Origin of the sequence: Tetragenococcus muriaticus DSM 15685 (genome assembly GCF_000423785.1) — a bacterium.
Lineage (GTDB): Bacteria > Bacillota > Bacilli > Lactobacillales > Enterococcaceae > Tetragenococcus > Tetragenococcus muriaticus.
Window position 1 is genome coordinate 1 of record NZ_AUIQ01000020.1, and the last position, 19,245, is coordinate 19,245.

A 19,245-nucleotide genomic window follows, 5' to 3' on the forward strand; every position below is an offset into this window, starting at 1 on the left:
GTTGGTTGAACCAATACGAAGCCCTTCCGGACGACGTCGTCGCTCAAGAAAAGCGTTGGCAAGCTATGAAACGCTGGGTACAGAAAAAACCTCATTTTCAAGCTCATGAAGGTGCGTTTAAAGGGCAAATGGGCGAAGGAAAAGCGAAAAGTGCCCCTTTAGGCCAATTCGCCAAAGGATTAAACCAATTAATAATGACCCCGAATTATCTCTAATAAAAACTTGTTTTTGTTAGAGATAATGAGGGCAAACCGAACGAAAGTGAGGTTGAAAATAACTTCGTGTCTGCCCCAAAAGACGGTTTTTTTATTCAACCTCAATAAACTTGACACATACTTAATAAACAATTAACTATATTATCGAAGATGAATGTGGTATACTTTAAAAGAATTTTGTCAAAAAAGTGACACGTTTTATTTGGAGGGAAACAGTATGGAAGAGATTATCGTTTATGGGGATAATCCATTAAGAGGAACTGTAGAAATTGAAGGGGCTAAAAATGCGGTTTTACCGATTTTAGCTGCTAGTTTATTAGCAGAAGACGGAACAACAAGGTTAAGTAATGTTCCGATTCTTTCAGATGTGTTTACTATGAAAGAAGTAATTCATCATTTGAATGCGCAAGTTGATTTTAATCAAGATAAAAAAGAAATTACAATTGATGCTTCGAATCCTTTGGAAGTAGAAGCACCCTATGAATATGTTAGTAAAATGCGAGCTTCTATTGTCGTTTTAGGACCGTTGCTTGCACGTAATGGGCATGCACAAGTCGCAATGCCAGGAGGTTGTGCTATTGGTAAACGACCAATTGACCTTCACTTAAAAGGTTTTCAAGCCCTAGGTGCAACAATTAATCAAAAGAATGGCTATATTGAAGCTGTTGCGGATCAACTAGAAGGCAATAGCATCTATCTTGATTTTCCTAGTGTTGGGGCTACGCAAAATATCATGATGGCAGCTGTTAAAGCTAAGGGGATTACTACAATTGATAATGTAGCAAGAGAACCTGAAATTGTTGATTTAGCGAATGTATTGAATAAAATGGGCGCTAAAATTCATGGTGCTGGCACTGAAACTATGCGTATTGAAGGCGTAGAACGTTTGTATTCAGTCCATCATGCTATCGTGCAAGATCGAATTGAAGCGGGAACTTTCATGGTTGCTGGGGCTATGCCTAATAATGATCTTTTTATCAAGGACGCGATTGCTGAACATAATCGTCCATTGTTATCGAAATTAAAAGAGATGGGTGCCGAAATTACTGAAGCAGAAGAAGGCATTCAAATAAAAGGTCCAGCACAGTTGCGACCTACAGATGTAAAAACACTTCCTCATCCTGGTTTTCCAACGGATATGCAAGCTCAAATGAGTGTGTTACAATTATTGGCAAATGGAACGAGTGTTACTACAGAAACAGTTTTTGAAAATCGTTTCCAACACTTAGAAGAAATGCGAAAAATGAATGCGCATATGAAAATTGACGGGAATGTAGCGATTATGCAAGGAAATGACTCATTACAAGGAGCATTAGTGTATGCAACAGATCTGCGAGCTGCGGCTGCGTTAGTTTTAGCTGGGTTGAAAGCAGACGGAATTACACGTGTGCGTAATTTAAAATACCTTGATCGAGGTTACTATCATTTTCATGAAAAATTACAAAAATTAGGCGCGAATATTGAACGGGTTTCTGATAGTACGGCAAAAGAAGAAATTCATGTATAAATATCGGAGGTCATGATGCATTTAAGTCGTGATGTGTTAATTACATTAATAAAAATTTTATCAGTTATTGTATTAGCCATGTTCTTATTTTTTATAGGATTAATGGTTGGCTATGGTTTGATCGGTGATGGTTCGCCGATGCAGGTTTTTAATCGTACTTTATGGCAACATATTTTTGAGTTTATCCAAGTTTAAGAAGCTGGGAAATTGTTTCCCTATAAATGATATTTAATAGTAAACATTGCTGGTAACTTTTGTCCCAGCTTCTTTTTCTTTCCAAAAGGAGTTGGAGTTTATGCAAAAATTTTTTATTCTCTTAATTCGAGGGTATCAGCGTTTTATTTCTCCTTTATTTCCACCAAGTTGTCGATATTATCCTAGCTGTTCGAGCTATATGCTTGAAGCATTAAAGGTTCATGGGGTATTTAAGGGGTTGTTAATGGGAATTGCACGAGTATTGCGTTGTAACCCTTTGTTTAAGGGGGGAATTGATTATGTTCCTGAAAATTTTTCATTAAGGAAAAATAAAGAGGACAAAGAAAAACCACAGTATAAGTATTAATAAGTAAGTTCAAGGAAGAGCTTTGCAAACAACAAACGTTACTACAATAATATTCGTTAAATAATTTTTTGTTCTAGCCTTACAGAAAAAATATGCTAAAATGGTCGATGAGGTGAAAGGTTTGAAGAAAAATAAAGAAATTGAAGTTCATAGTGAAGAAACAACTCGTACTATTAATGGAAAAACGTATCCAGTAACAGAATTATATATTGGAAAAAAACAAATTGGTGCAGTCCTTAGTTACGGGGAAAAAGAATTCCAAAGCTTTGCTGATGATGAAAATCTTGGAACAAGTAAAAATATGAATGCAGCAATCGAAACAATTATTCGTCGTTGGAATTTACATGAACAATAAAATTCTTTGCAAAAATCTATTGCAAAAAAAGCAAAAATTTTGTATCATGTCTAAGTCAGGTTTTATACCGGGCTTTTTGGGGGAGTAGCGAAGTGGCTAAACGCGGCGGACTGTAAATCCGTTCCTTTCTGGTTCAGAGGTTCGAATCCTCTCTCCCCCACCATTGGGATATAGCCAAGCGGTAAGGCAATGGACTTTGACTCCATCATGCGCTGGTTCGAATCCAGCTATCCCAGTTCGTGTAAGCATCAGATTTTTTCTGATGCTTTTTTTGTTGATTTCATTTTGCTTTTGCGATAATCTAAAAGAAAGTTTACTATTCTGGAAAATTGAAACTCTCTATTTTTCAATTAAGTCAAAAAAGGAAGTGTTAGAATGAAATTAGGCGAAAATTTAAAGGAAAAAGTGATTGAAGCTGCAGAAACGATTTACGATGTATCCAAAAAAGATGTGCAAGTAAATGTAGGGAAAAAAGGAGTTGAAGTTAAGGAAAAACGACCTACCCGTCAACGAATTAAATGGCAAGCCAAGATTCGTTAACCAGGAAAACCTATCCAGCTTTTGTTTTGAAGAAGATTAATTTTGTAAGTAGGAGGTGAAATTTGTGGCTGAAACGTTACCTGTATATCTTCAAATTCATGATAAAATTAAAGAAAAAATTGAAGCAGAATACTGGAAAATCGGAGATCGACTTCCTTCTGAAAGAGAACTTGCTGAAGACTTTGAAGTTAGTCGTATGACACTTAGACAAGCGGTGCAAACTTTATCAGATGAAGGTATATTGGAAAGAAAAATTGGGTCAGGCACTTATGTTGCACGGCAAAAAGTGCAAGAGAAAATGTCAGGTACCACTAGTTTTACTGAAATCATGCTTTCTCAAGGACGATACCCTTCAAGCAAAGCTGTCTCTTACTTTTTTACACAACCAAGTTCAAGTGAAATGGAACGGTTAAGCTTATCAGAACATGAGACAATTTTACGAATGGAGCGAATACGCTTAGCAGATGATATTCCCATTTGTTTTGAAGTTGCGAGCATTCCAGAAAAGATTATTCGTGATTTCAGCAAAACTGAAATTTCTACCTCACTCTACCGTACTTTAGAGGAAAAAGGACAACATAAAATTGGCGGCGCAGATCAAACGATCTCTGCTATGGTTGCTTCAGAAAAAAAAGCTGAGTACTTGCAAGTAAAAAAGGGCGATGCTATTTTACTGATGCGACAAGTTTCTTATTTTACTGATGGTACACCTTTTGAATATGTACGTAGTCAGTATGTCGGTAATCGTTTCGAATTTTTTTTGGAGAAATAACAGAAAGACACTGCTAATTCCATATAAAATGGAACGCAGTGTCTTTATTTTTGAACTACATGTTCATAGTAACGTTTCTCACCTTTTTCAAGTTTTGCTTGCCCATTTAATAATTCTGTTATAGAAGCAATAAAGGGCTGTGTTTCTTGGACAAGCACACACATTGTCACGTTTTCTAAGAAGTGAGTATCTTCGATGATATAGTTTTGTTGTTCCAAAAAGTTTTGTAATCTCCCTAAAAGAGAATAACCAACAGTCACGTAGATCTCTTGATGTAGGGTGCCTTGTACAATTCTTGTTTCTTCTAATGCATGACTGACAGAATGGGAATACGCACGAATTAAACCGCCAGCTCCTAATTTTGTTCCACCAAAGTACCGAGTGACCACTGCACAAACATTGATTAACTCTTGTTTTTTAAGTACTTCTAACATTGGGTGACCAGCAGTACCTGCAGGTTCGCCATCATCGCTTGAACGTTGAATTTCATTTTCTTCACCAATCATAAAAGCACTACAATTGTGGGCGGCTTTCCAGTGTTCTTTTTTTAATTGTTGAATGAAATCTTTTGCTTCTTCTTCCGTATATACACGTTTTAAAGAGCATATAAAGCGTGATTTCTTGATTTCTATTTCTGCTTGTCCATTTTTTTGAATGGTTCGGTAGGTATCTTGCATGATGATTCTCCTCTATTTTTATTCCTCATTTATAGTATAATATAGATAGAAAGGATATGGCAGTGAAAAGTTGCATTTTATCTTTTTAAGCGTGATAATGGAAAAAGGGGTGCTTGGTATGGCGGGAAGGAGAAAAAAGTATGACGTAATTACTACCTACCTAAAAAATAATGGAGGCACACAAGTTACATTGACTTTTACTCAATTTGATGAGTTGTTATTTCCTGCTCGGGGGTTACCTAGATCAGCTCGCACATCGGTAGACTGGTGGACGAATGACTATTTGCATCCAGAAAATGGGGCTTATGCTTGGTTGAATGCAAATTATGAAGTGGTTTATGTCAACTTGGAAAAAGAATTCGTTGTTTTTCGTCCATTACTCAAGTCGAATTGGATCCGTCCAATTGATTAAGTAAACGTTGACATCGTCTTGAAAAACTTTATAATGAAATATATACTTTGTTGTTTTTAGCTCTAAAGAGAGGGAGAGATTATTTATGGCACAAAAAACGATTATGCTTGTATGTTCCGCTGGGATGAGCACAAGTTTGTTGGTAACAAAAATGCAAAAAGCTGCTGAAGAGCAAGAAATTGATGCAGACATTTTTGCTGTATCATCTTCTGAAGCTGACGCTCAATTGGACAATAAAGACGTGAATGTTTTATTATTAGGGCCTCAAGTACGCTTTATGAAAGATGATTATGAAAAACGTTTGTCTCCCAAAGGTATATCAGTCGATGTCATTAATATGTCAGATTATGGTATGATGAACGGAGAAAATGTTTTACAACAAGCCCTTAATTTAATTGATAATTAAAAAATTTATAAAAAAGCGAGAATCAAAAACGATTCTCGCTTTTTTTGCGTATTTATCATTGAGGTGATAATTATGGAAGCATTATATGGACGTCAAATAGTGATGACAAAAGAAGATCAGGATACACTTGATTGTACCTATCAATCTAGAAGAGGATTATTTATAGATTCTAAAATTACTTGCCAGCGGTGTGGTAGTCACTTTTCTAAAGAGATCGCACGATTACCTACACAAGATTATTATTGTCCTTATTGTATTCAATTTGGGCGAATAACTAGCCAGTCTTATTTGGTCTCACAGGAAGAAAAAGAAAATCCTCCTCGTTTAGTTACTTTTACTTGGCAAGAAATGTTAACACCAGCTCAACAAGAAGTTTCATGCAACGTTTTATCAAATTTCCAACAGCATAAACATTCTTTAATTTGGGCTGTTACTGGTTCAGGAAAAACCGAAATGATTTTTGCCGTGTTACGGTATTGTTTACAAAATGGCGGGCGAGCAGCCATTGCTTCTCCAAGAATTGATGTTTGTCGTGAACTTTATCCCCGGATTAATGAAGTATTTCCTAAAGAAAATACCTTGCTTTTGTATGGAAATTCTAACGAAATTTATCGTTATAATGCTTTAACGATTTGTACGACTCATCAGTTATTTCACTTTTATCATGCTTTTGATTTATTAATCATTGATGAGATTGACGCTTTTCCTTATGAAGGAGATAAGCGGTTAGCTTTTGCGCAAAAAAATGCGTTAAAAAAGAATGGAAAATATGTTTACCTCAGTGCTACGCCTCCTACTCATTTATTGCGTTCGTTAAAGGAAACGTTCTGTATAGAAAAATTGCCAGTGCGTTTTCATAAACGTCCGTTAGTTGTTCCTCAGTTGATTTGGTATGAGAATTGGAAATATTGTTATCAATCAAATTGGAAGATAAAAAAATTTATTTTTTATCTCAAAAAATTGCTTCAAGATAATAATGTCCTTGTTTTTTGTCCTAGTATTTACTACATGCAGAAGTTATATACAAAAGTAGGTGAATTTTTTCATTCCTCTGAGATTGAATGTGTTTCAGCTCAAGATAAATACCGAGAAGAAAAAGTTCAACGGATGCGTAAGGGAGAGTATCGCATCTTATTTTGTACAACCATTTTAGAACGCGGAGTTACCTTTGATCATATTTCTGTGATTATTATGGGGGCCAACCATAATATTTTTAGCAAGTCGGTTTTAGTACAGATTGCAGGACGTGTTGACCGTAAAGGAGCGTATCACTATGGACAAGTTCTCTTTTTTTATAACCAGCAAACCCAAGCTATTGGTGAGGCATGTGACGAAATCAAACGAATGAATCGATTAGCTAAGGAGAGTTTATTCGTATGAAGTGTAGTTATTGTCAACAAGAAATCATTCGTAATTTAACCTTTAAAGAAATTCTTTTTCCCTTATTAATAAAAAGCGAACGATGTTCTCTTTGTCAGAAAAAATTTAAAAAAATTACAGATCCTGTGTGTCCAACTTGCTTTAAACCAGGTTGGACGGTAAGATGTGATGAATGTCAACAATGGAAAAAACAATACCCTTATTATGATTTTTGCCATCAAGCTTTATTTAATTATAACGAAGCTTTTAAAGAATGGATTTATCAGTATAAATTTTTAGGAGACTTTCGTTTAAAGACAACATTTACTGTGGAAATTCAAGAATATTTTTCTCATAAAAAAGATTGGATTATTTGTTGTATTCCTTTATCAGAACAACGTTTTTTACAGCGCGGTTTTAATCAAGTTGAAGCCTTTTTGCAGACAGCTAATATAAAAACTTCCCCTTTGTTAGAAAGATCGATAGATACTCTGCCACAATCAAATAAGAACCGCCAAGAGCGCTTGGCGTCACCGCAAGTATTTGCGGCAACTGATCAGACTATTAAAATAAGAAATAAAAAAGTACTCATTGTAGACGATGTCTATACTACAGGAAGAACTCTTTTTCATGCAGCTGAAATTTTGCAAAAGTATCAGCCAGAAAAAATCCAGACTTTTTCGCTTGCACGTTAAAAATATATTAAAAACTGTTAACGATTTCTTTTGCATTTATAGTAAAGTTCGATATAATAAACATAAGAAGAGGAAAAAAGATGGAACCTTTTCCTCTTTAATTGGTAGATGAAAGGGGCAATTGTTATGTTCAGATACAATGTTCGAGGAGAAAATATAGAGGTTACTCAAACGATTCGCGATTACGTGGAAAAAAAGGTGGGTAAATTAGAACGTTATTTTAACGATGTACCTGAAGCAACCGCTCATGTAAACTTAAAAGTTTACACAGAAAAAACAGCTAAAGCAGAAGTGACGATCCCGTTGCCTTATCTTGTCTTGCGTGCAGAAGAAACCTCACCAGACTTATATGGAAGCATCGATTTAGTCGTTGATAAATTAGAACGTCAGGTGCGTAAATTCAAAACAAAAATTAATCGAAAAAAACGGGAAACGAATAAACCCGAAGTTGATCAAACTGCTTTCTTTGCTGATGAAGATACAGAAGAAGATAACGGTTCTGACCTTGAAATCGTTCGTACAAAACGTCTTTCATTAAAACCAATGGATAGTGAAGAAGCTGTATTACAAATGAATATGTTAGGTCATAACTTTTTCATTTTTGAAGATGCAGATACTACAGGAACTAGCATTGTTTATCGTCGTAAAGACGGCAAGTATGGATTAATTGAAACTGACTAACAAAAGAAAATAAAAGGCAGAGGCGTTAAAAAACACCTCTGCTTTATTTTTGGAGTAAAAAATTTTTGTTAATAAAAGGTCCATAGAATTGTTCTATGGGCTTTTTCATGTTAGATTAATAACGGAAAAGAAAATTGATGACAGGCTTTTACAAAATGGTAGCAATCAACTAAAACACATGCTAGAATATAGCGAGGACTTGTTAACAAAAGATATATTATATAAATAAGGTGACAATGTAACAGTAAGTTTTACTTATTGTTTTAAATAAAGGAGATTTTTATAAGAATGGCCAACTTTTTTAAAACATTGATTGAAAATGATAAAAAAGAAATAAAGCGTCTCGGTCGAATGGCTAATAAAATTGAAGCATTAGCAGACGAAACGAGTGCGTTAACTGATGAAGAATTACGGCAAAAAACAGAAGAATTTAAAGAGCGTTATAAAAATGACGAAACGTTGGATGATTTGATGACAGAAGCTTTCGCAGTTGTGCGGGAAGCAGCTAAACGAGTTCTTGGTTTGTATCCTTTCCACGTTCAATTAATGGGAGCCATTGTTTTACATGAAGGTAACATTTCTGAAATGCGCACAGGTGAAGGGAAAACTTTAACAGCTACTATGCCTGTATATTTGAATGCATTATCGGAAAAAGGTGTGCATGTAGTTACTGTTAATGATTATCTGGCTTCCCGTGATTCGATAGAAATGGGAGAATTGTATAATTTTTTAGGACTCACTGTGGGCTTAAATGTTAACTCCAAATCAACAGAAGAAAAACGTGCCGCATACTATAGCGACATTACCTATAGTACAAATAGTGAAATTGGATTTGACTACTTAAGAGATAATATGGTCGTTTATCCTAATCAAATGGTACAGCGTCCATTGAATTACGCCATTGTTGATGAGGTGGACTCCATTTTAATTGATGAAGCTAGAACCCCTTTGATTATTTCAGGAAAAGCTGAAAAATCAACAGCTCTTTATCAGCGTACGGATAGTTTTGTTAAACGATTGCAAGAAGAAGAAGACTATAAAATTGATGTTCAATCAAAAACAATCAGTTTAACTGAAACAGGGATCGAAAAAGCAGAAGAAGCCTTTGGATTAAACAATTTATATGATATTGAAAATGCTGCATTAACGCATTATATGGATCAAGCGCTACGGGCGAACTATATTATGATTCGTGATAACGACTATGTTGTTCAAGATGGGAAAGTTTTAATTGTTGATCAATTTACCGGGCGTATCATGGAGGGTCGTCGGTATTCTGATGGCTTGCATCAAGCGATTGAAGCTAAAGAAGGTGCTGATATTGAAGATGAAACAAAAACAATGGCATCCATTACTTTCCAAAACTTCTTCCGTATGTATAATAAATTAGCTGGTATGACAGGGACGGCTAAAACAGAAGAAGAAGAATTCCGTGAGATTTATAATATGGAAGTCCTTCAAATTCCAACCAATGAACCAGTTATTCGTGACGACCGATCAGACTTATTATATCCTACTTTAAATAGTAAATTTAGAGCTGTGACTCAAGATATTAAAGAACGATATCGTAAAGGTCAACCAGTACTAGTAGGAACAGTAGCGGTAGAAACTTCGGAATTATTATCGAATATGTTGGATAAAGAAAATGTTCCTCATGAAGTTTTAAATGCGAAAAACCACTTTAAGGAAGCAGAAATTATTCAGAATGCTGGACAAAAAGGTGCTGTCACCATTGCAACAAACATGGCCGGTCGGGGAACAGACATTAAGTTGGGTCCTGGTGTAGCTGAAGTCGGTGGACTAGCAGTTATCGGTACAGAACGACATGAATCACGTCGTATTGATAATCAATTACGTGGACGTTCTGGACGTCAAGGAGATCCTGGCCTATCACAATTTTATTTGTCTTTAGAAGATGACTTGATGAAACGATTTGGTTCAGAACGAATTAGTGGATTTTTAGAACGGATGCGAGTGGATGATGAAGATGCTGTGATTCAAAGTCGAATGTTATCAAGACAAGTCGAAGCAGCACAAAAACGGGTCGAAGGAAATAACTATGATGCCCGGAAAAACGTTTTACAATATGACGATGTCATGCGTGAACAACGTGAAGTTATTTACGGACAAAGACAACAAGTGATTTTGGAAGATCAGTCATTATCAAAAACATTGATGAATATGGTCAAACGGACAATTGAACGAGCGGTAGCTGGACATACACAATTTGAAGAAAATGAATTGAATTATGAAGGTTTGGTGGACTTTGCCGGAAGTGTGTTAGTTCATGAAGATGCGATTTCTGTGGACGATTTACAAGGAAAAACGCCCCAAGAAGTAACCGACTATTTATATCAACTGGCTCAAGAAAAATTTGATGAAAAAACGGAACAGTTAAATAGTCAAGAACAATTGTTGGAATTTGAAAAAGTGGTTATTTTACGTGTTGTAGATACAAAATGGACAGATCATATTGATGCAATGGATCAATTACGTCAATCAATAGGGCTACGTGCCTATGGACAAAATAATCCATTAGTCGAATACCAAAGTGAAGGCTTTACGATGTATGAAAATATGATTGGTGCAATTGAATATGATGTGACCCGTCTATTTATGAAAGCTGAAATTCGTCAAAATGTCCAAAGAGAACAAGTAGCTCAAGGCGAAGCTGAAGCTCCCAATTCAGAGAATACAAGTCCTGAACAAAAAAGTTCAGAAAATGTAAAAAAAGTGGGGCGTAATGATCCTTGTCCATGTGGTAGTGGGAAAAAATATAAAAATTGTCATGGAAAAAAATAAAAGTCAAATAAGACTGGACGTAACGCCCAGTCTTATTTTGCGCAATATAAATAAGTGATCGATGAAAGAAGGATATTGATGGAAAGATCAGAAATACAAAGTCAATTAGCAGAAATGAAAGAACAAGTCGCAAGTTTTAGGAGGTCTCTTTGACCTCGAACAGTTAGAAGAAGACATCGCACAAGCGGAAAATCAAATGGCCGATCCGTCTTTTTGGGAAGATCAGGAGAATGCGCAAAAAGTGATCGATGAAAATAACCGCAAAAAGAAAACGTATGACAACTTTAAACATTTAGAACAGGGTGTTGAAGATGCAGGCGTTTTGTTTGAAATGGTTCAAGAAGAAGCGGATAGTGATTTAGAAGCAGAACTGCAAGAAAAAATGACGGCATTACAAAAAGAACTTGCAGATTATGAATTGAATTTATTATTAAATGGTCCCTACGATAGGAATAATGCTATTATTGAGTTACATCCTGGTGCTGGAGGCACCGAATCTCAAGATTGGGGAAGTATGTTGTTGCGTATGTACACTCGTTGGGCAGAAAATCATCACTTTTCTGTGGAAACTATCGACTATCAAGCTGGCGATGAAGCAGGAATTAAAAGTGTGACGCTAATGATTAAAGGGCATAATGCATATGGCCTTTTAAAATCAGAAAAAGGAGTGCACCGTCTTGTTAGAACATCGCCTTTTGATGCGGCAAAAAGACGACACACCTCCTTTTGTTCGGTGGAAGTAATGCCAGAGTTAGACGAATCTATTGATATTGAGATTAGTCCAGATGAATTAAAAATTGATACTTTTCGCGCAAGTGGTGCTGGTGGACAACATATTAATAAGACAGAGTCAGCCGTCCGCATTACGCATTTACCAACAGGAACGGTGGCGGCTAGCCAAGCTCAGCGTTCACAAATAAAAAACCGAGAACAAGCGATGAACATGTTGCGCGCGAAATTGTACCAACAAGAAGTTGAAAAACAAGAGCAAGAGCAAGCGGCACTACGAGGCGAACAGCTTGAAATTGGTTGGGGGTCTCAAATTCGTTCCTATGTTTTTCATCCTTATCAAATGGTTAAAGATCACCGCACAGATCATGAAACTGGGAATACACAATCCGTAATGGACGGACATTTGGATGAATTTATTGATGCTTATTTAAAAATGCGGCTCGATGCATCAAATGAATGAAGTTATTAGATTGAAAAGAAAATTTAAATTAGTGCAAACCAAAAGAAATATTTCCATGCTATAATTATGTGGTATGATTAAAATTGTTGAGGAGAGATAGCCATGATTGAGATGAAGGATGTAACCAAAAAATATACAAATGGTACAGCAGCTATTCGTGACCTTTCAATTTCGATTGATCAAGGGGAATTTGTTTATGTTGTGGGTCCTTCTGGTGCCGGTAAATCGACATTTATTAAGTTAATGTATCGGGAAGAAAAAGCTAGCAATGGCGATTTAAAAGTTGCTGATTATGATTTGACGAAAATCAAAAATCGGGAAGTGCCTTACTTGCGACGTGAAATCGGCGTAGTATTTCAGGACTATAAATTGTTGGAAAGAAAAACCGTTTATGAAAATGTTGCTTATGCTATGCAAGTGATTGGAAAACGACCTAGGGAAATAAAAAAACGAGTGATGGATGTATTAGATATGGTCGGTTTAAAACATAAAGCACGTGTTTTTCCTAACCAATTATCCGGAGGCGAACAGCAACGTGTTTCGATTGCTCGAGCTATTGTGAATACACCTCAAGTAGTAATAGCTGATGAGCCTACTGGGAACTTGGACCCAGAAATTTCTTGGGAAATTATGAAATTATTGGATCGTATTAATGCTCAAGGAACTACTGTCGTAATGGCTACGCATAATCGTACGATTGTAAATACTATTCGTCATCGCGTAATTGCTATAGAAAATGGCAAAATTATTCGCGACCAAGCGGAAGGAGAGTATGGATACGATGATTAGGAATTTTTTCCAGCATGTTTTAGAAAGTTTAAAGAGTTTACGTCGTAATGGTTGGATGACTTTTTCCTCTATTACTGCAGTGACTGTCACATTGACCTTATTAGGGACCTTTCTTGTTATTATTTTAAATACTGTAAAGTTAGCCCAAGATATGGAAAACAATGTTGAAGTCTCCGTTTATGTTAATTATGAAACGGATGAAGAAGGAAAAGAAGAATTACGAAATAATCTGGAAGAAATTCCACATGTCGCTTCCATTGACTATTCAAGTAGGGATGAGGAATTAGAAAGAGTTCAAAATTCATATGGTGATTCTTGGGGGCTATTTGACCAAGACAATCCATTACTTGATGTCTTTATTGTCAGCGCAGACGAACCGCAATATGTAGAAGCTATTACAGAAGAAGCTGAAGGCATGACCGAATATGTTCAAGAAGCCTCTTATGGTGAAGATCTTTCTGATAGGATTTTTAGTATTGCGCAAAATACACGAACATGGGGACTGATCGGTTCCATTATTTTAATTATCGTGGCCATCTTTTTGATTTCGAATACTGTTCGTATGACAATTTTAACTCGTAAAGAAGAAATACAAGTTATGCGTTTAGTAGGGGCGAAAAATGGGTACATTCGTTGGCCATTCTTCCTCGAAGGCGGATGGATTGGTTTGTTAGGTTCTATTATTCCTATTGTTTTAATGCATACTGGTTACAATAAAGCTTTTGAATTAATTAATCCGATATTAGAACGTTCGAACTACAGCTTGTTATCGCCAGGTACTTTTAATTGGCAAATGAGTTTGTTACTAGCAGTTATAGGTGTTGCGATTGGTTCCCTTGGGTCAGCCTTTTCTATGCGTCGTTTCTTGAAGTTCTAGATGAAATAAGAAAACTTATTACTTTGAGAACCCAAAAAGCAGTTAGATTCTTTATCTAACTGCTTTTTGCATCTTCTATAAATGATAAGTTTTTAAGTTTTTTAAATGTGATAGAGAAAGGAAGTCAAATGGTATGGGAAATGAATTTGTATCTAAACAGACAAAGTTAGCGATAGCTGCGGTGGCATTACTTTCTTTTTTAGGAATTTTAGTCGAAACTTCATTAAATGTAGCTTTTCCAACATTAACAAAAGAATTCGATGTTCCTCTGGGAATTATGCAGTGGGCGACTTCAGGATATTTACTTATGGTGACCATTATTATGAGCACCACAGGTCATCTGATTAAAAAGTACAAGGCACAATCTTTATTTCGAATAGCTGTATTATTTTGCATTATTGGGGCTGTATTATGTGCTAGTGCTGTCTCTTTTCCAATGCTAATGACAGGGCGCCTATTCCAAGCAGTTGCGACAGGTCTAGCTACTCCCTTGATGTTTCATATCATCTTATCGCTTATTCCGCAAAGTCAGGTCGGTCTTTATATGGGAGTAGGCAGCATGGTTACTTCGTTTGCTCCAGCGTTAGGACCGACATATGGGGGCTTTCTTACGTCATTTTTATCCTGGCGTGCGATTTTTCTACTGACGCTTCCTATTATCTTTGGAATTATTTGGCTAGGAATCAAACATATTCACTTAGAAGCAGTGGGAACAAATCAACGTTTTGATTGGATGGGGGTTGTTCTTTTAGCTTGGGTATTTGTCAGTCTTAGCGTAGCGTTTGCCAACGCAGGAACTCATGGGTTTGATAGTTTATCTTTTTTTGGGCTCCTAGCTATTTTTATTATGGGACTTATCGCCTTATTTATTCATTTTCGTATTTCAGAAAGAAAGATATTAAATTTTGCTCTGCTATTACGCCCGATTATTGGTTTACGCTGGCTAAACTTTTTTATTTTGCAATTTATTAATATTGGTATTTCTTTTGTTTTACCTATTCTTGCCCAAGATTATTTAGGCACAGCTCCTTTCATGGCTGGATTAATTTTATTTCCGGGTTCGTTGTTAGGAGCTGCGATTGCTCCTTATGCTGGGCGTTTGTATGATAAACAAGGGGCCTTACTGCCGTTAATAATAGCGAATGTATTCATGTTTTTAGGATGCTGGCTTTTTTACTTTGGCACACCTATTTTAAGTGTCGCTTCTATGATATTTATTTATATCTTTTTGCGCGTTGGATTTAATTTTGGTTTTGGAAATACTTTGTCGGATGCTAGTAAACAAGTGAACTTAGAAGAAAGAGCAGAAATTAATTCTTTGTTCAATACGTTTCAACAATATGCTGGTTCCTTTGGCACAAGCGTTTTGTCCGCTGTTATTTCTTCTGTGCAATTACAAGGGGGCCTTCCTTTAGCTACATTAACAGCACGCGGCAGTCGCATCGATTTCATCCTTCTTGCCATTTTAGCAGGGATCGGCTTGTTAACTGTGGTTATTAGTCATTATCTAAAAAGAAGAACCGTGAACACTCAAAAATAATAAAAAATCCTATTCTCTTTAGACTGAGTTTTTTTTACATAAATAAAATGAGCACAACGATTCTGTGTAAGTTAAATTTTCCCTGGCACAGAAGAAATCCCTTTCTTTTTTTGAAGGTAGAATAAAGGTTTTTAAGTCGAAAGAAACATGCTAAAATAAAGACGATCATGCTTTACATATCGTATGGAGTTATGATCTTTTACTTTAAGACATAATCTTAATAAAGGAGCTTCTAATGAAAAAGAAGATAGTAGGATTATTCATTCTTAGTTTTACAATTATACTTTCTGGTTGCAGTCAATGGATTGACCGAGGGGAATCTGTAACAGCAGTGGGTTCTTCTGCATTACAACCTTTAGTTGAAACAGTAGCTGAAGAATTTCAACAAGACCAACCAGGCAAATTTGTTAACGTTCAAGGAGGAGGTAGCGGGACCGGGTTAAGCCAAGTCCAAAATGGATCAGTAGACATTGGGAACTCGGATATGTTCGCTGAAGAAAAAAGTGGAGTAGATGCCAGTGAGCTTGTAGATCATCGAGTGGCTGTTATTGGAATTACTCCTGTTGTCAATAAAGAAGTAGGTGTTGAGGAATTATCTAAAGAAGAGTTGAAGCAAATATTTTTAGGTGACATTACGAATTGGCAAGAGGTAGGTGGCAATGACCAAGAAATCGTGATCTTGAACCGCGCTACTGGTAGTGGAACAAGAGACACGTTTGAAAAATGGGTGCTTGATGATGAAAATGCGATCTCTTCTCAAGAACAAGAGTCAAGTGGTATGGTTAGACAAATTGTTAGTGATACTCCTGGTGCCATCAGTTATCTTGCTTTCTCTTATGTAACGGAAGATGTGGATGTACTAGCTATGGATGGCGTAGAACCAACTGATGAAAATGTAAAGACAAATAATTGGCCCATTTGGTCTTACGAACACATGTATACAAGAGGAGAACCTACTGGGCTGACTAAAGAGTTTATGGATTACATCCTTTCAGATGGTGTTCAAGAAGAATTAGTTGGTCAGTTAGGCTATATTCCAGTATCACAAATGGAAGTTGAAAGAGATGCTAATGGAGATATAGTAGAGTGACTTTACGTAAAATTTACAAAGTTGGAGTAAACTTTACGCTTACTTTATAAAAAGTTGATCTCATGAGGTTAGAATGAAAGGGTAATAAGAAACAAGGAGGAAACCTTTTGGAAAATGTAAAAGAAGAGCTAACCAAAAAATCAAAGAAGTCGAAATTAGAACGACGAGGAAGAATTATTAGTTTTTCATGTATTTCGATTATTGTGTTGGTTGTATTATCCATTTTTTACTTTGTTGCAAGTAGGGGATTATCTACCTTTTTTGTAGATAATGTAAATGTTTTTGACTTTTTATTTGGAACAGAATGGAATCCAGGGCAAGTAGGATCAGACGGTCAACCGATGGTAGGGGCTTTGCCGATGATTGTGGGTTCTTTTACGGTGACTTTTTTGTCTGCTATTATTGCAACACCATTTGCGATCGGGGCAGCTGTTTTTATGGTAGAAATTTCTCCTAAAAATGGACAGAAGATTTTACAACCTGTGATTGAATTATTAGTAGGTATTCCTTCTGTAGTTTACGGTTTTATTGGTTTGTCAGTTATTGTTCCTGTTATTCGCGCTATTTTTGGTGGAACAGGATTTGGGATTTTAGCGGGGACTTTTGTTTTGTTTGTAATGATATTACCTACAGTAACGACAATGACTGTCGATGTGTTAAAAGCTGTTCCCCGAGATTATCGAGAAGCTTCCCTTGCTTTAGGTGCGACTCGCTGGCAAACGATTTATAAAGTTGTGCTACGTGCGGCTGTTCCTGGTATTTTAACAGCAGTTGTCTTTGGGATGGCTCGTGCCTTTGGGGAAGCTTTAGCTATTCAAATGGTTATCGGAAATGCTGCATTAATGCCGACAAGTCTGGTCACGCCAGCTTCAACGTTAACTTCAATTTTGACTATGGGAATTGGAAATACCATTATGGGGACAGTAGAAAACAATGTTCTTTGGTCCCTTGCTTTAATCTTACTATTAATGTCATTAATATTTAATATCATTATTCGGTTAATTGCTAAGAAAGGGGCGATGAAAAAATGAAAGCTAAACGTTGGGATAAAATTGCGACAACAATATTGTATATTATTGCTGCCTTTCTTGTTTTAGTTCTTGCCTTTTTGCTGGTGTACATACTTGCACGAGGCATACCACATATTTCTTGGGAATTTTTAACTCAGCCAGCAAGGTCCTACCAAGAAGGTGGTGGGATTGGCATTCAGCTATTTAACTCGCTCTATTTGTTACTAATTACCATGATAATTAGCCTACCTATATCATTAGGATCGGGGATCTATTTATCAGAATATGCGAAAAAAAATTGGGTGACAGATCTTATAAGAACTTCTGTAGAAATACTAAGTTCATTACCTTCAGTTGTTGTAGGGTTATTTGGCTTTTTGCTTTTTGTTGTACAGTTTGAATATGGCTTTTCCATTATTTCTGGAGCGTTAGCATTAACTTTCTTTAATCTACCTCTTTTAACTCGAAATATTGAAGAATCATTAAATGCGATTCATCCAGCACAAAGAGAAGCTGGTTTAGCATTAGGACTTTCTCGCTGGGAAACAGTATTACATGTTGTATTACCAGCAGCTACACCTGGAATTTTAAGTGGAATCATTTTAAGTTCTGGACGAATTTTTGGTGAAGCTGCTGCCTTAATTTATACCGCGGGACAAAGTGCCCCTGCTTTAGACTTCACTAATTGGAATCCACTTAGTGTTTCAAGTCCAATTGGTTTATTTCGACAAGCAGAAACACTGGCAGTGCATATTTGGAAAATCAATTCAGAAGGAACTATGCCCGATGGCGATGCAGTATCCGCAGGAGCTTCAGCTGTCTTAATTTTAGCGGTATTGTTCTTTAATTTCGGTGCACGAGCTGCAGGGAAGAAATTATACAAAAAATTAACCTCTGCCTAAGTGTTCATGATTTTACTAGTTTTTAACTAAGGGAGTTCAAGCGAATATGGAAGAGTATAATTTGCAAGATAGACATATATTTAAAATGGAAGATCGAGATGTTATATTGCATACGCAAGATTTGCACGTCTGGTATGGAAATAATGAGGCCATTAAAGGCATAGACTTAGAATTTGAAAAAAATAAAATCACTGCTTTAATCGGGCCTTCAGGTTGTGGGAAATCCACTTATTTACGCTCATTGAATCGAATGAATGATGAAATTGCTGGTACAAGTGTTAGTGGAAAAATAATGTATAAAGATGTCGACCTTAATTCAAAAGAGGTTGATGTTTATGAAATGCGTAAGCGAATAGGTATGGTTTTTCAACAACCCAATCCTTTTAGTAAATCTATCTATGAAAATATTACGTTTGCGCTAGAACGTCATGGGGAAAAAGATAAACAAAAATTAGATGAGATCGTAGAAACAAGCTTAAAACAGGCGGCATTATGGGACCAAGTCAAAGATTCTTTGCATAAAAGTGCCTTAGCTTTATCAGGCGGGCAACAACAACGTTTATGTATTGCTCGTGCTATTGCAATGAAACCTGATATTTTATTACTTGATGAACCAGCAAGTGCTTTAGACCCTATTTCAACAGGTACAGTTGAGGAAACTTTGATTCAATTGAAAGAAAAGTATTCCATTGTTATTGTGACACATAATATGCAACAGGCAGCACGTATTAGTGATTATACGGCCTTCTTTTATTTAGGAAATGCGTTGGAATATGATGTAACTCGTAAAGTATTTACTCGACCAAAAATAAAAGCAACAGAAGACTATGTTTCCGGACATTTTGGTTAGTAAAAAGAAAGG

General features: G+C 36.2%; 21 protein-coding genes, 2 tRNA genes and 1 pseudogene. 23 read left to right on the plus strand and 1 reads right to left on the minus strand.

From position 1 onward, the window contains the following. From G577_RS11050 to G577_RS0104795, 9 genes and pseudogenes are all read left to right on the plus strand, one after another. Positions 1–215: pseudogene (locus tag G577_RS11050) on the plus strand (ISLre2-like element ISTeha1 family transposase); the annotation flags it as partial. 217 nt (positions 216–432) lie between these two features. After that, complete coding sequence (murA, locus tag G577_RS0104760) at positions 433–1,722, plus strand: UDP-N-acetylglucosamine 1-carboxyvinyltransferase (protein WP_028790206.1); 1,290 nt, start codon at positions 433–435, stop codon at positions 1,720–1,722. 15 nt (positions 1,723–1,737) lie between these two features. After that, positions 1,738–1,917 (plus strand): DNA-directed RNA polymerase subunit beta, encoded by a 180-nt coding sequence (locus G577_RS0104765; protein ID WP_028790207.1) that lies wholly within the window; start codon positions 1,738–1,740, stop codon positions 1,915–1,917. 100 nt (positions 1,918–2,017) lie between these two features. Beyond that, positions 2,018–2,284: a membrane protein insertion efficiency factor YidD gene (gene yidD / locus G577_RS0104770; protein ID WP_028790208.1), complete on the plus strand. Its 267-nt coding sequence runs from the start codon at positions 2,018–2,020 to the stop codon at positions 2,282–2,284. A 100-nt stretch (positions 2,285–2,384) separates the two neighbouring features. After that, positions 2,385–2,639 carry a DUF2969 domain-containing protein gene (locus G577_RS0104775; protein ID WP_038023661.1) on the plus strand — a complete coding sequence of 85 codons (255 nt, stop codon included), beginning with the start codon at positions 2,385–2,387 and terminating at the stop codon, positions 2,637–2,639. A 78-nt stretch (positions 2,640–2,717) separates the two neighbouring features. After that, positions 2,718–2,802: transfer RNA gene (locus G577_RS0104780), tRNA-Tyr, on the plus strand. Position 2,803: 1 nt separating this feature from the next. Beyond that, positions 2,804–2,875: transfer RNA gene (locus G577_RS0104785), tRNA-Gln, on the plus strand. Between the two features lie 139 nt (positions 2,876–3,014). Continuing rightward, complete coding sequence (locus tag G577_RS12255; protein ID WP_169357982.1) at positions 3,015–3,179, plus strand: hypothetical protein; 165 nt, start codon at positions 3,015–3,017, stop codon at positions 3,177–3,179. 64 nt (positions 3,180–3,243) lie between these two features. Next, a complete protein-coding gene (locus G577_RS0104795; RefSeq protein ID WP_028790210.1) occupies positions 3,244–3,951 on the plus strand; it encodes a GntR family transcriptional regulator in 708 nt (235 codons plus the stop codon). A gap of 44 nt (positions 3,952–3,995) precedes the next feature. Here G577_RS0104795 and G577_RS0104800 read toward each other — a convergent pair whose 3' ends face one another. Next, on the minus strand, positions 3,996–4,628 hold the full coding sequence (locus tag G577_RS0104800; protein ID WP_028790211.1) for a YigZ family protein: 633 nt from the start codon (positions 4,626–4,628) through the stop codon (positions 3,996–3,998). A 118-nt stretch (positions 4,629–4,746) separates the two neighbouring features. Between G577_RS0104800 and G577_RS0104805 the strand changes: the two genes are divergently transcribed. The 14 genes from G577_RS0104805 to pstB all read left to right on the plus strand — a co-directional run bounded on the left by G577_RS0104805 (position 4,747) and on the right by pstB (position 19,233). Then, the gene (locus G577_RS0104805) at positions 4,747–5,040 is read left to right on the plus strand and encodes a DUF7662 domain-containing protein (protein WP_028790212.1); all 294 of its coding nucleotides are present in this window, start codon (positions 4,747–4,749) and stop codon (positions 5,038–5,040) included. Positions 5,041–5,125: 85 nt separating this feature from the next. Continuing rightward, positions 5,126–5,446, plus strand: coding sequence for a PTS sugar transporter subunit IIB (locus G577_RS0104810; RefSeq protein WP_028790213.1), 321 nt, complete (start codon positions 5,126–5,128; stop codon positions 5,444–5,446). Positions 5,447–5,518: 72 nt separating this feature from the next. After that, the gene (locus G577_RS0104815; protein WP_028790214.1) at positions 5,519–6,826 is read left to right on the plus strand and encodes an ATP-dependent helicase ComFA; all 1,308 of its coding nucleotides are present in this window, start codon (positions 5,519–5,521) and stop codon (positions 6,824–6,826) included. After that, positions 6,823–7,500 carry a ComF family protein gene (locus tag G577_RS0104820; RefSeq protein WP_028790215.1) on the plus strand — a complete coding sequence of 226 codons (678 nt, stop codon included), beginning with the start codon at positions 6,823–6,825 and terminating at the stop codon, positions 7,498–7,500. Before G577_RS0104815 ends, G577_RS0104820 begins: the two co-directional genes overlap by 4 nt. A 126-nt stretch (positions 7,501–7,626) precedes the next feature. Continuing rightward, a complete protein-coding gene (gene hpf, locus G577_RS0104825; RefSeq protein ID WP_028790216.1) occupies positions 7,627–8,181 on the plus strand; it encodes a ribosome hibernation-promoting factor, HPF/YfiA family in 555 nt (184 codons plus the stop codon). A gap of 288 nt (positions 8,182–8,469) precedes the next feature. Further along, positions 8,470–10,983: a preprotein translocase subunit SecA gene (gene secA / locus G577_RS0104830; protein ID WP_028790217.1), complete on the plus strand. Its 2,514-nt coding sequence runs from the start codon at positions 8,470–8,472 to the stop codon at positions 10,981–10,983. 78 nt (positions 10,984–11,061) lie between these two features. Further along, a protein-coding gene (prfB, locus tag G577_RS0104835) for a peptide chain release factor 2 (RefSeq protein ID WP_155988489.1) occupies positions 11,062–12,175 on the plus strand; the annotation gives its coding sequence in 2 pieces (ribosomal slippage) (positions 11,062–11,133 and positions 11,135–12,175; 1,113 coding nt in all). 102 nt (positions 12,176–12,277) lie between these two features. Beyond that, on the plus strand, positions 12,278–12,964 hold the full coding sequence (gene ftsE, locus G577_RS0104840) for a cell division ATP-binding protein FtsE (RefSeq protein ID WP_028790219.1): 687 nt from the start codon (positions 12,278–12,280) through the stop codon (positions 12,962–12,964). Next, positions 12,957–13,841, plus strand: coding sequence for a permease-like cell division protein FtsX (gene ftsX / locus G577_RS0104845; RefSeq protein WP_038023649.1), 885 nt, complete (start codon positions 12,957–12,959; stop codon positions 13,839–13,841). Before ftsE ends, ftsX begins: the two co-directional genes overlap by 8 nt. A gap of 133 nt (positions 13,842–13,974) precedes the next feature. Then, the gene (locus tag G577_RS0104850; RefSeq protein ID WP_028790221.1) at positions 13,975–15,381 is read left to right on the plus strand and encodes an MFS transporter; all 1,407 of its coding nucleotides are present in this window, start codon (positions 13,975–13,977) and stop codon (positions 15,379–15,381) included. A 235-nt stretch (positions 15,382–15,616) separates the two neighbouring features. Then, the gene (locus G577_RS0104855; RefSeq protein WP_028790222.1) at positions 15,617–16,471 is read left to right on the plus strand and encodes a phosphate ABC transporter substrate-binding protein PstS; all 855 of its coding nucleotides are present in this window, start codon (positions 15,617–15,619) and stop codon (positions 16,469–16,471) included. A gap of 107 nt (positions 16,472–16,578) precedes the next feature. Then, entirely contained in the window at positions 16,579–17,502 is a 924-nt protein-coding gene (gene pstC / locus G577_RS0104860; protein WP_028790223.1) for a phosphate ABC transporter permease subunit PstC, read from the plus strand. Next, complete coding sequence (pstA, locus tag G577_RS0104865) at positions 17,499–18,383, plus strand: phosphate ABC transporter permease PstA (protein ID WP_028790224.1); 885 nt, start codon at positions 17,499–17,501, stop codon at positions 18,381–18,383. Before pstC ends, pstA begins: the two co-directional genes overlap by 4 nt. Positions 18,384–18,429: 46 nt before the next feature. Then, a complete protein-coding gene (gene pstB, locus G577_RS0104870; RefSeq protein WP_028790225.1) occupies positions 18,430–19,233 on the plus strand; it encodes a phosphate ABC transporter ATP-binding protein PstB in 804 nt (267 codons plus the stop codon). The last annotated feature ends 12 nt before the right edge of the window (positions 19,234–19,245 follow it).

Coding starts and splice junctions, on each gene's coding strand:
- murA (WP_028790206.1), top strand. CDS start 433: ATGGAAGAGATTATCGTTTATGGGGATAATCCATTAAGAGGAACTGTA.
- hpf (WP_028790216.1), top strand. CDS start 7,627: ATGTTCAGATACAATGTTCGAGGAGAAAATATAGAGGTTACTCAAACG.
- pstA (WP_028790224.1), top strand. CDS start 17,499: ATGAAAGCTAAACGTTGGGATAAAATTGCGACAACAATATTGTATATT.
- G577_RS0104775 (WP_038023661.1), top strand. CDS start 2,385: ATGGTCGATGAGGTGAAAGGTTTGAAGAAAAATAAAGAAATTGAAGTT.
- secA (WP_028790217.1), top strand. CDS start 8,470: ATGGCCAACTTTTTTAAAACATTGATTGAAAATGATAAAAAAGAAATA.
- ftsE (WP_028790219.1), top strand. CDS start 12,278: ATGATTGAGATGAAGGATGTAACCAAAAAATATACAAATGGTACAGCA.
- G577_RS0104815 (WP_028790214.1), top strand. CDS start 5,519: ATGGAAGCATTATATGGACGTCAAATAGTGATGACAAAAGAAGATCAG.
- G577_RS0104820 (WP_028790215.1), top strand. CDS start 6,823: ATGAAGTGTAGTTATTGTCAACAAGAAATCATTCGTAATTTAACCTTT.
- G577_RS0104855 (WP_028790222.1), top strand. CDS start 15,617: ATGAAAAAGAAGATAGTAGGATTATTCATTCTTAGTTTTACAATTATA.
- G577_RS0104765 (WP_028790207.1), top strand. CDS start 1,738: ATGCATTTAAGTCGTGATGTGTTAATTACATTAATAAAAATTTTATCA.
- G577_RS12255 (WP_169357982.1), top strand. CDS start 3,015: ATGAAATTAGGCGAAAATTTAAAGGAAAAAGTGATTGAAGCTGCAGAA.
- pstB (WP_028790225.1), top strand. CDS start 18,430: ATGGAAGAGTATAATTTGCAAGATAGACATATATTTAAAATGGAAGAT.
- G577_RS0104810 (WP_028790213.1), top strand. CDS start 5,126: ATGGCACAAAAAACGATTATGCTTGTATGTTCCGCTGGGATGAGCACA.
- yidD (WP_028790208.1), top strand. CDS start 2,018: ATGCAAAAATTTTTTATTCTCTTAATTCGAGGGTATCAGCGTTTTATT.
- ftsX (WP_038023649.1), top strand. CDS start 12,957: ATGATTAGGAATTTTTTCCAGCATGTTTTAGAAAGTTTAAAGAGTTTA.
- G577_RS0104805 (WP_028790212.1), top strand. CDS start 4,747: ATGGCGGGAAGGAGAAAAAAGTATGACGTAATTACTACCTACCTAAAA.
- G577_RS0104800 (WP_028790211.1), bottom strand. CDS start 4,628: ATGCAAGATACCTACCGAACCATTCAAAAAAATGGACAAGCAGAAATA.
- G577_RS0104850 (WP_028790221.1), top strand. CDS start 13,975: ATGGGAAATGAATTTGTATCTAAACAGACAAAGTTAGCGATAGCTGCG.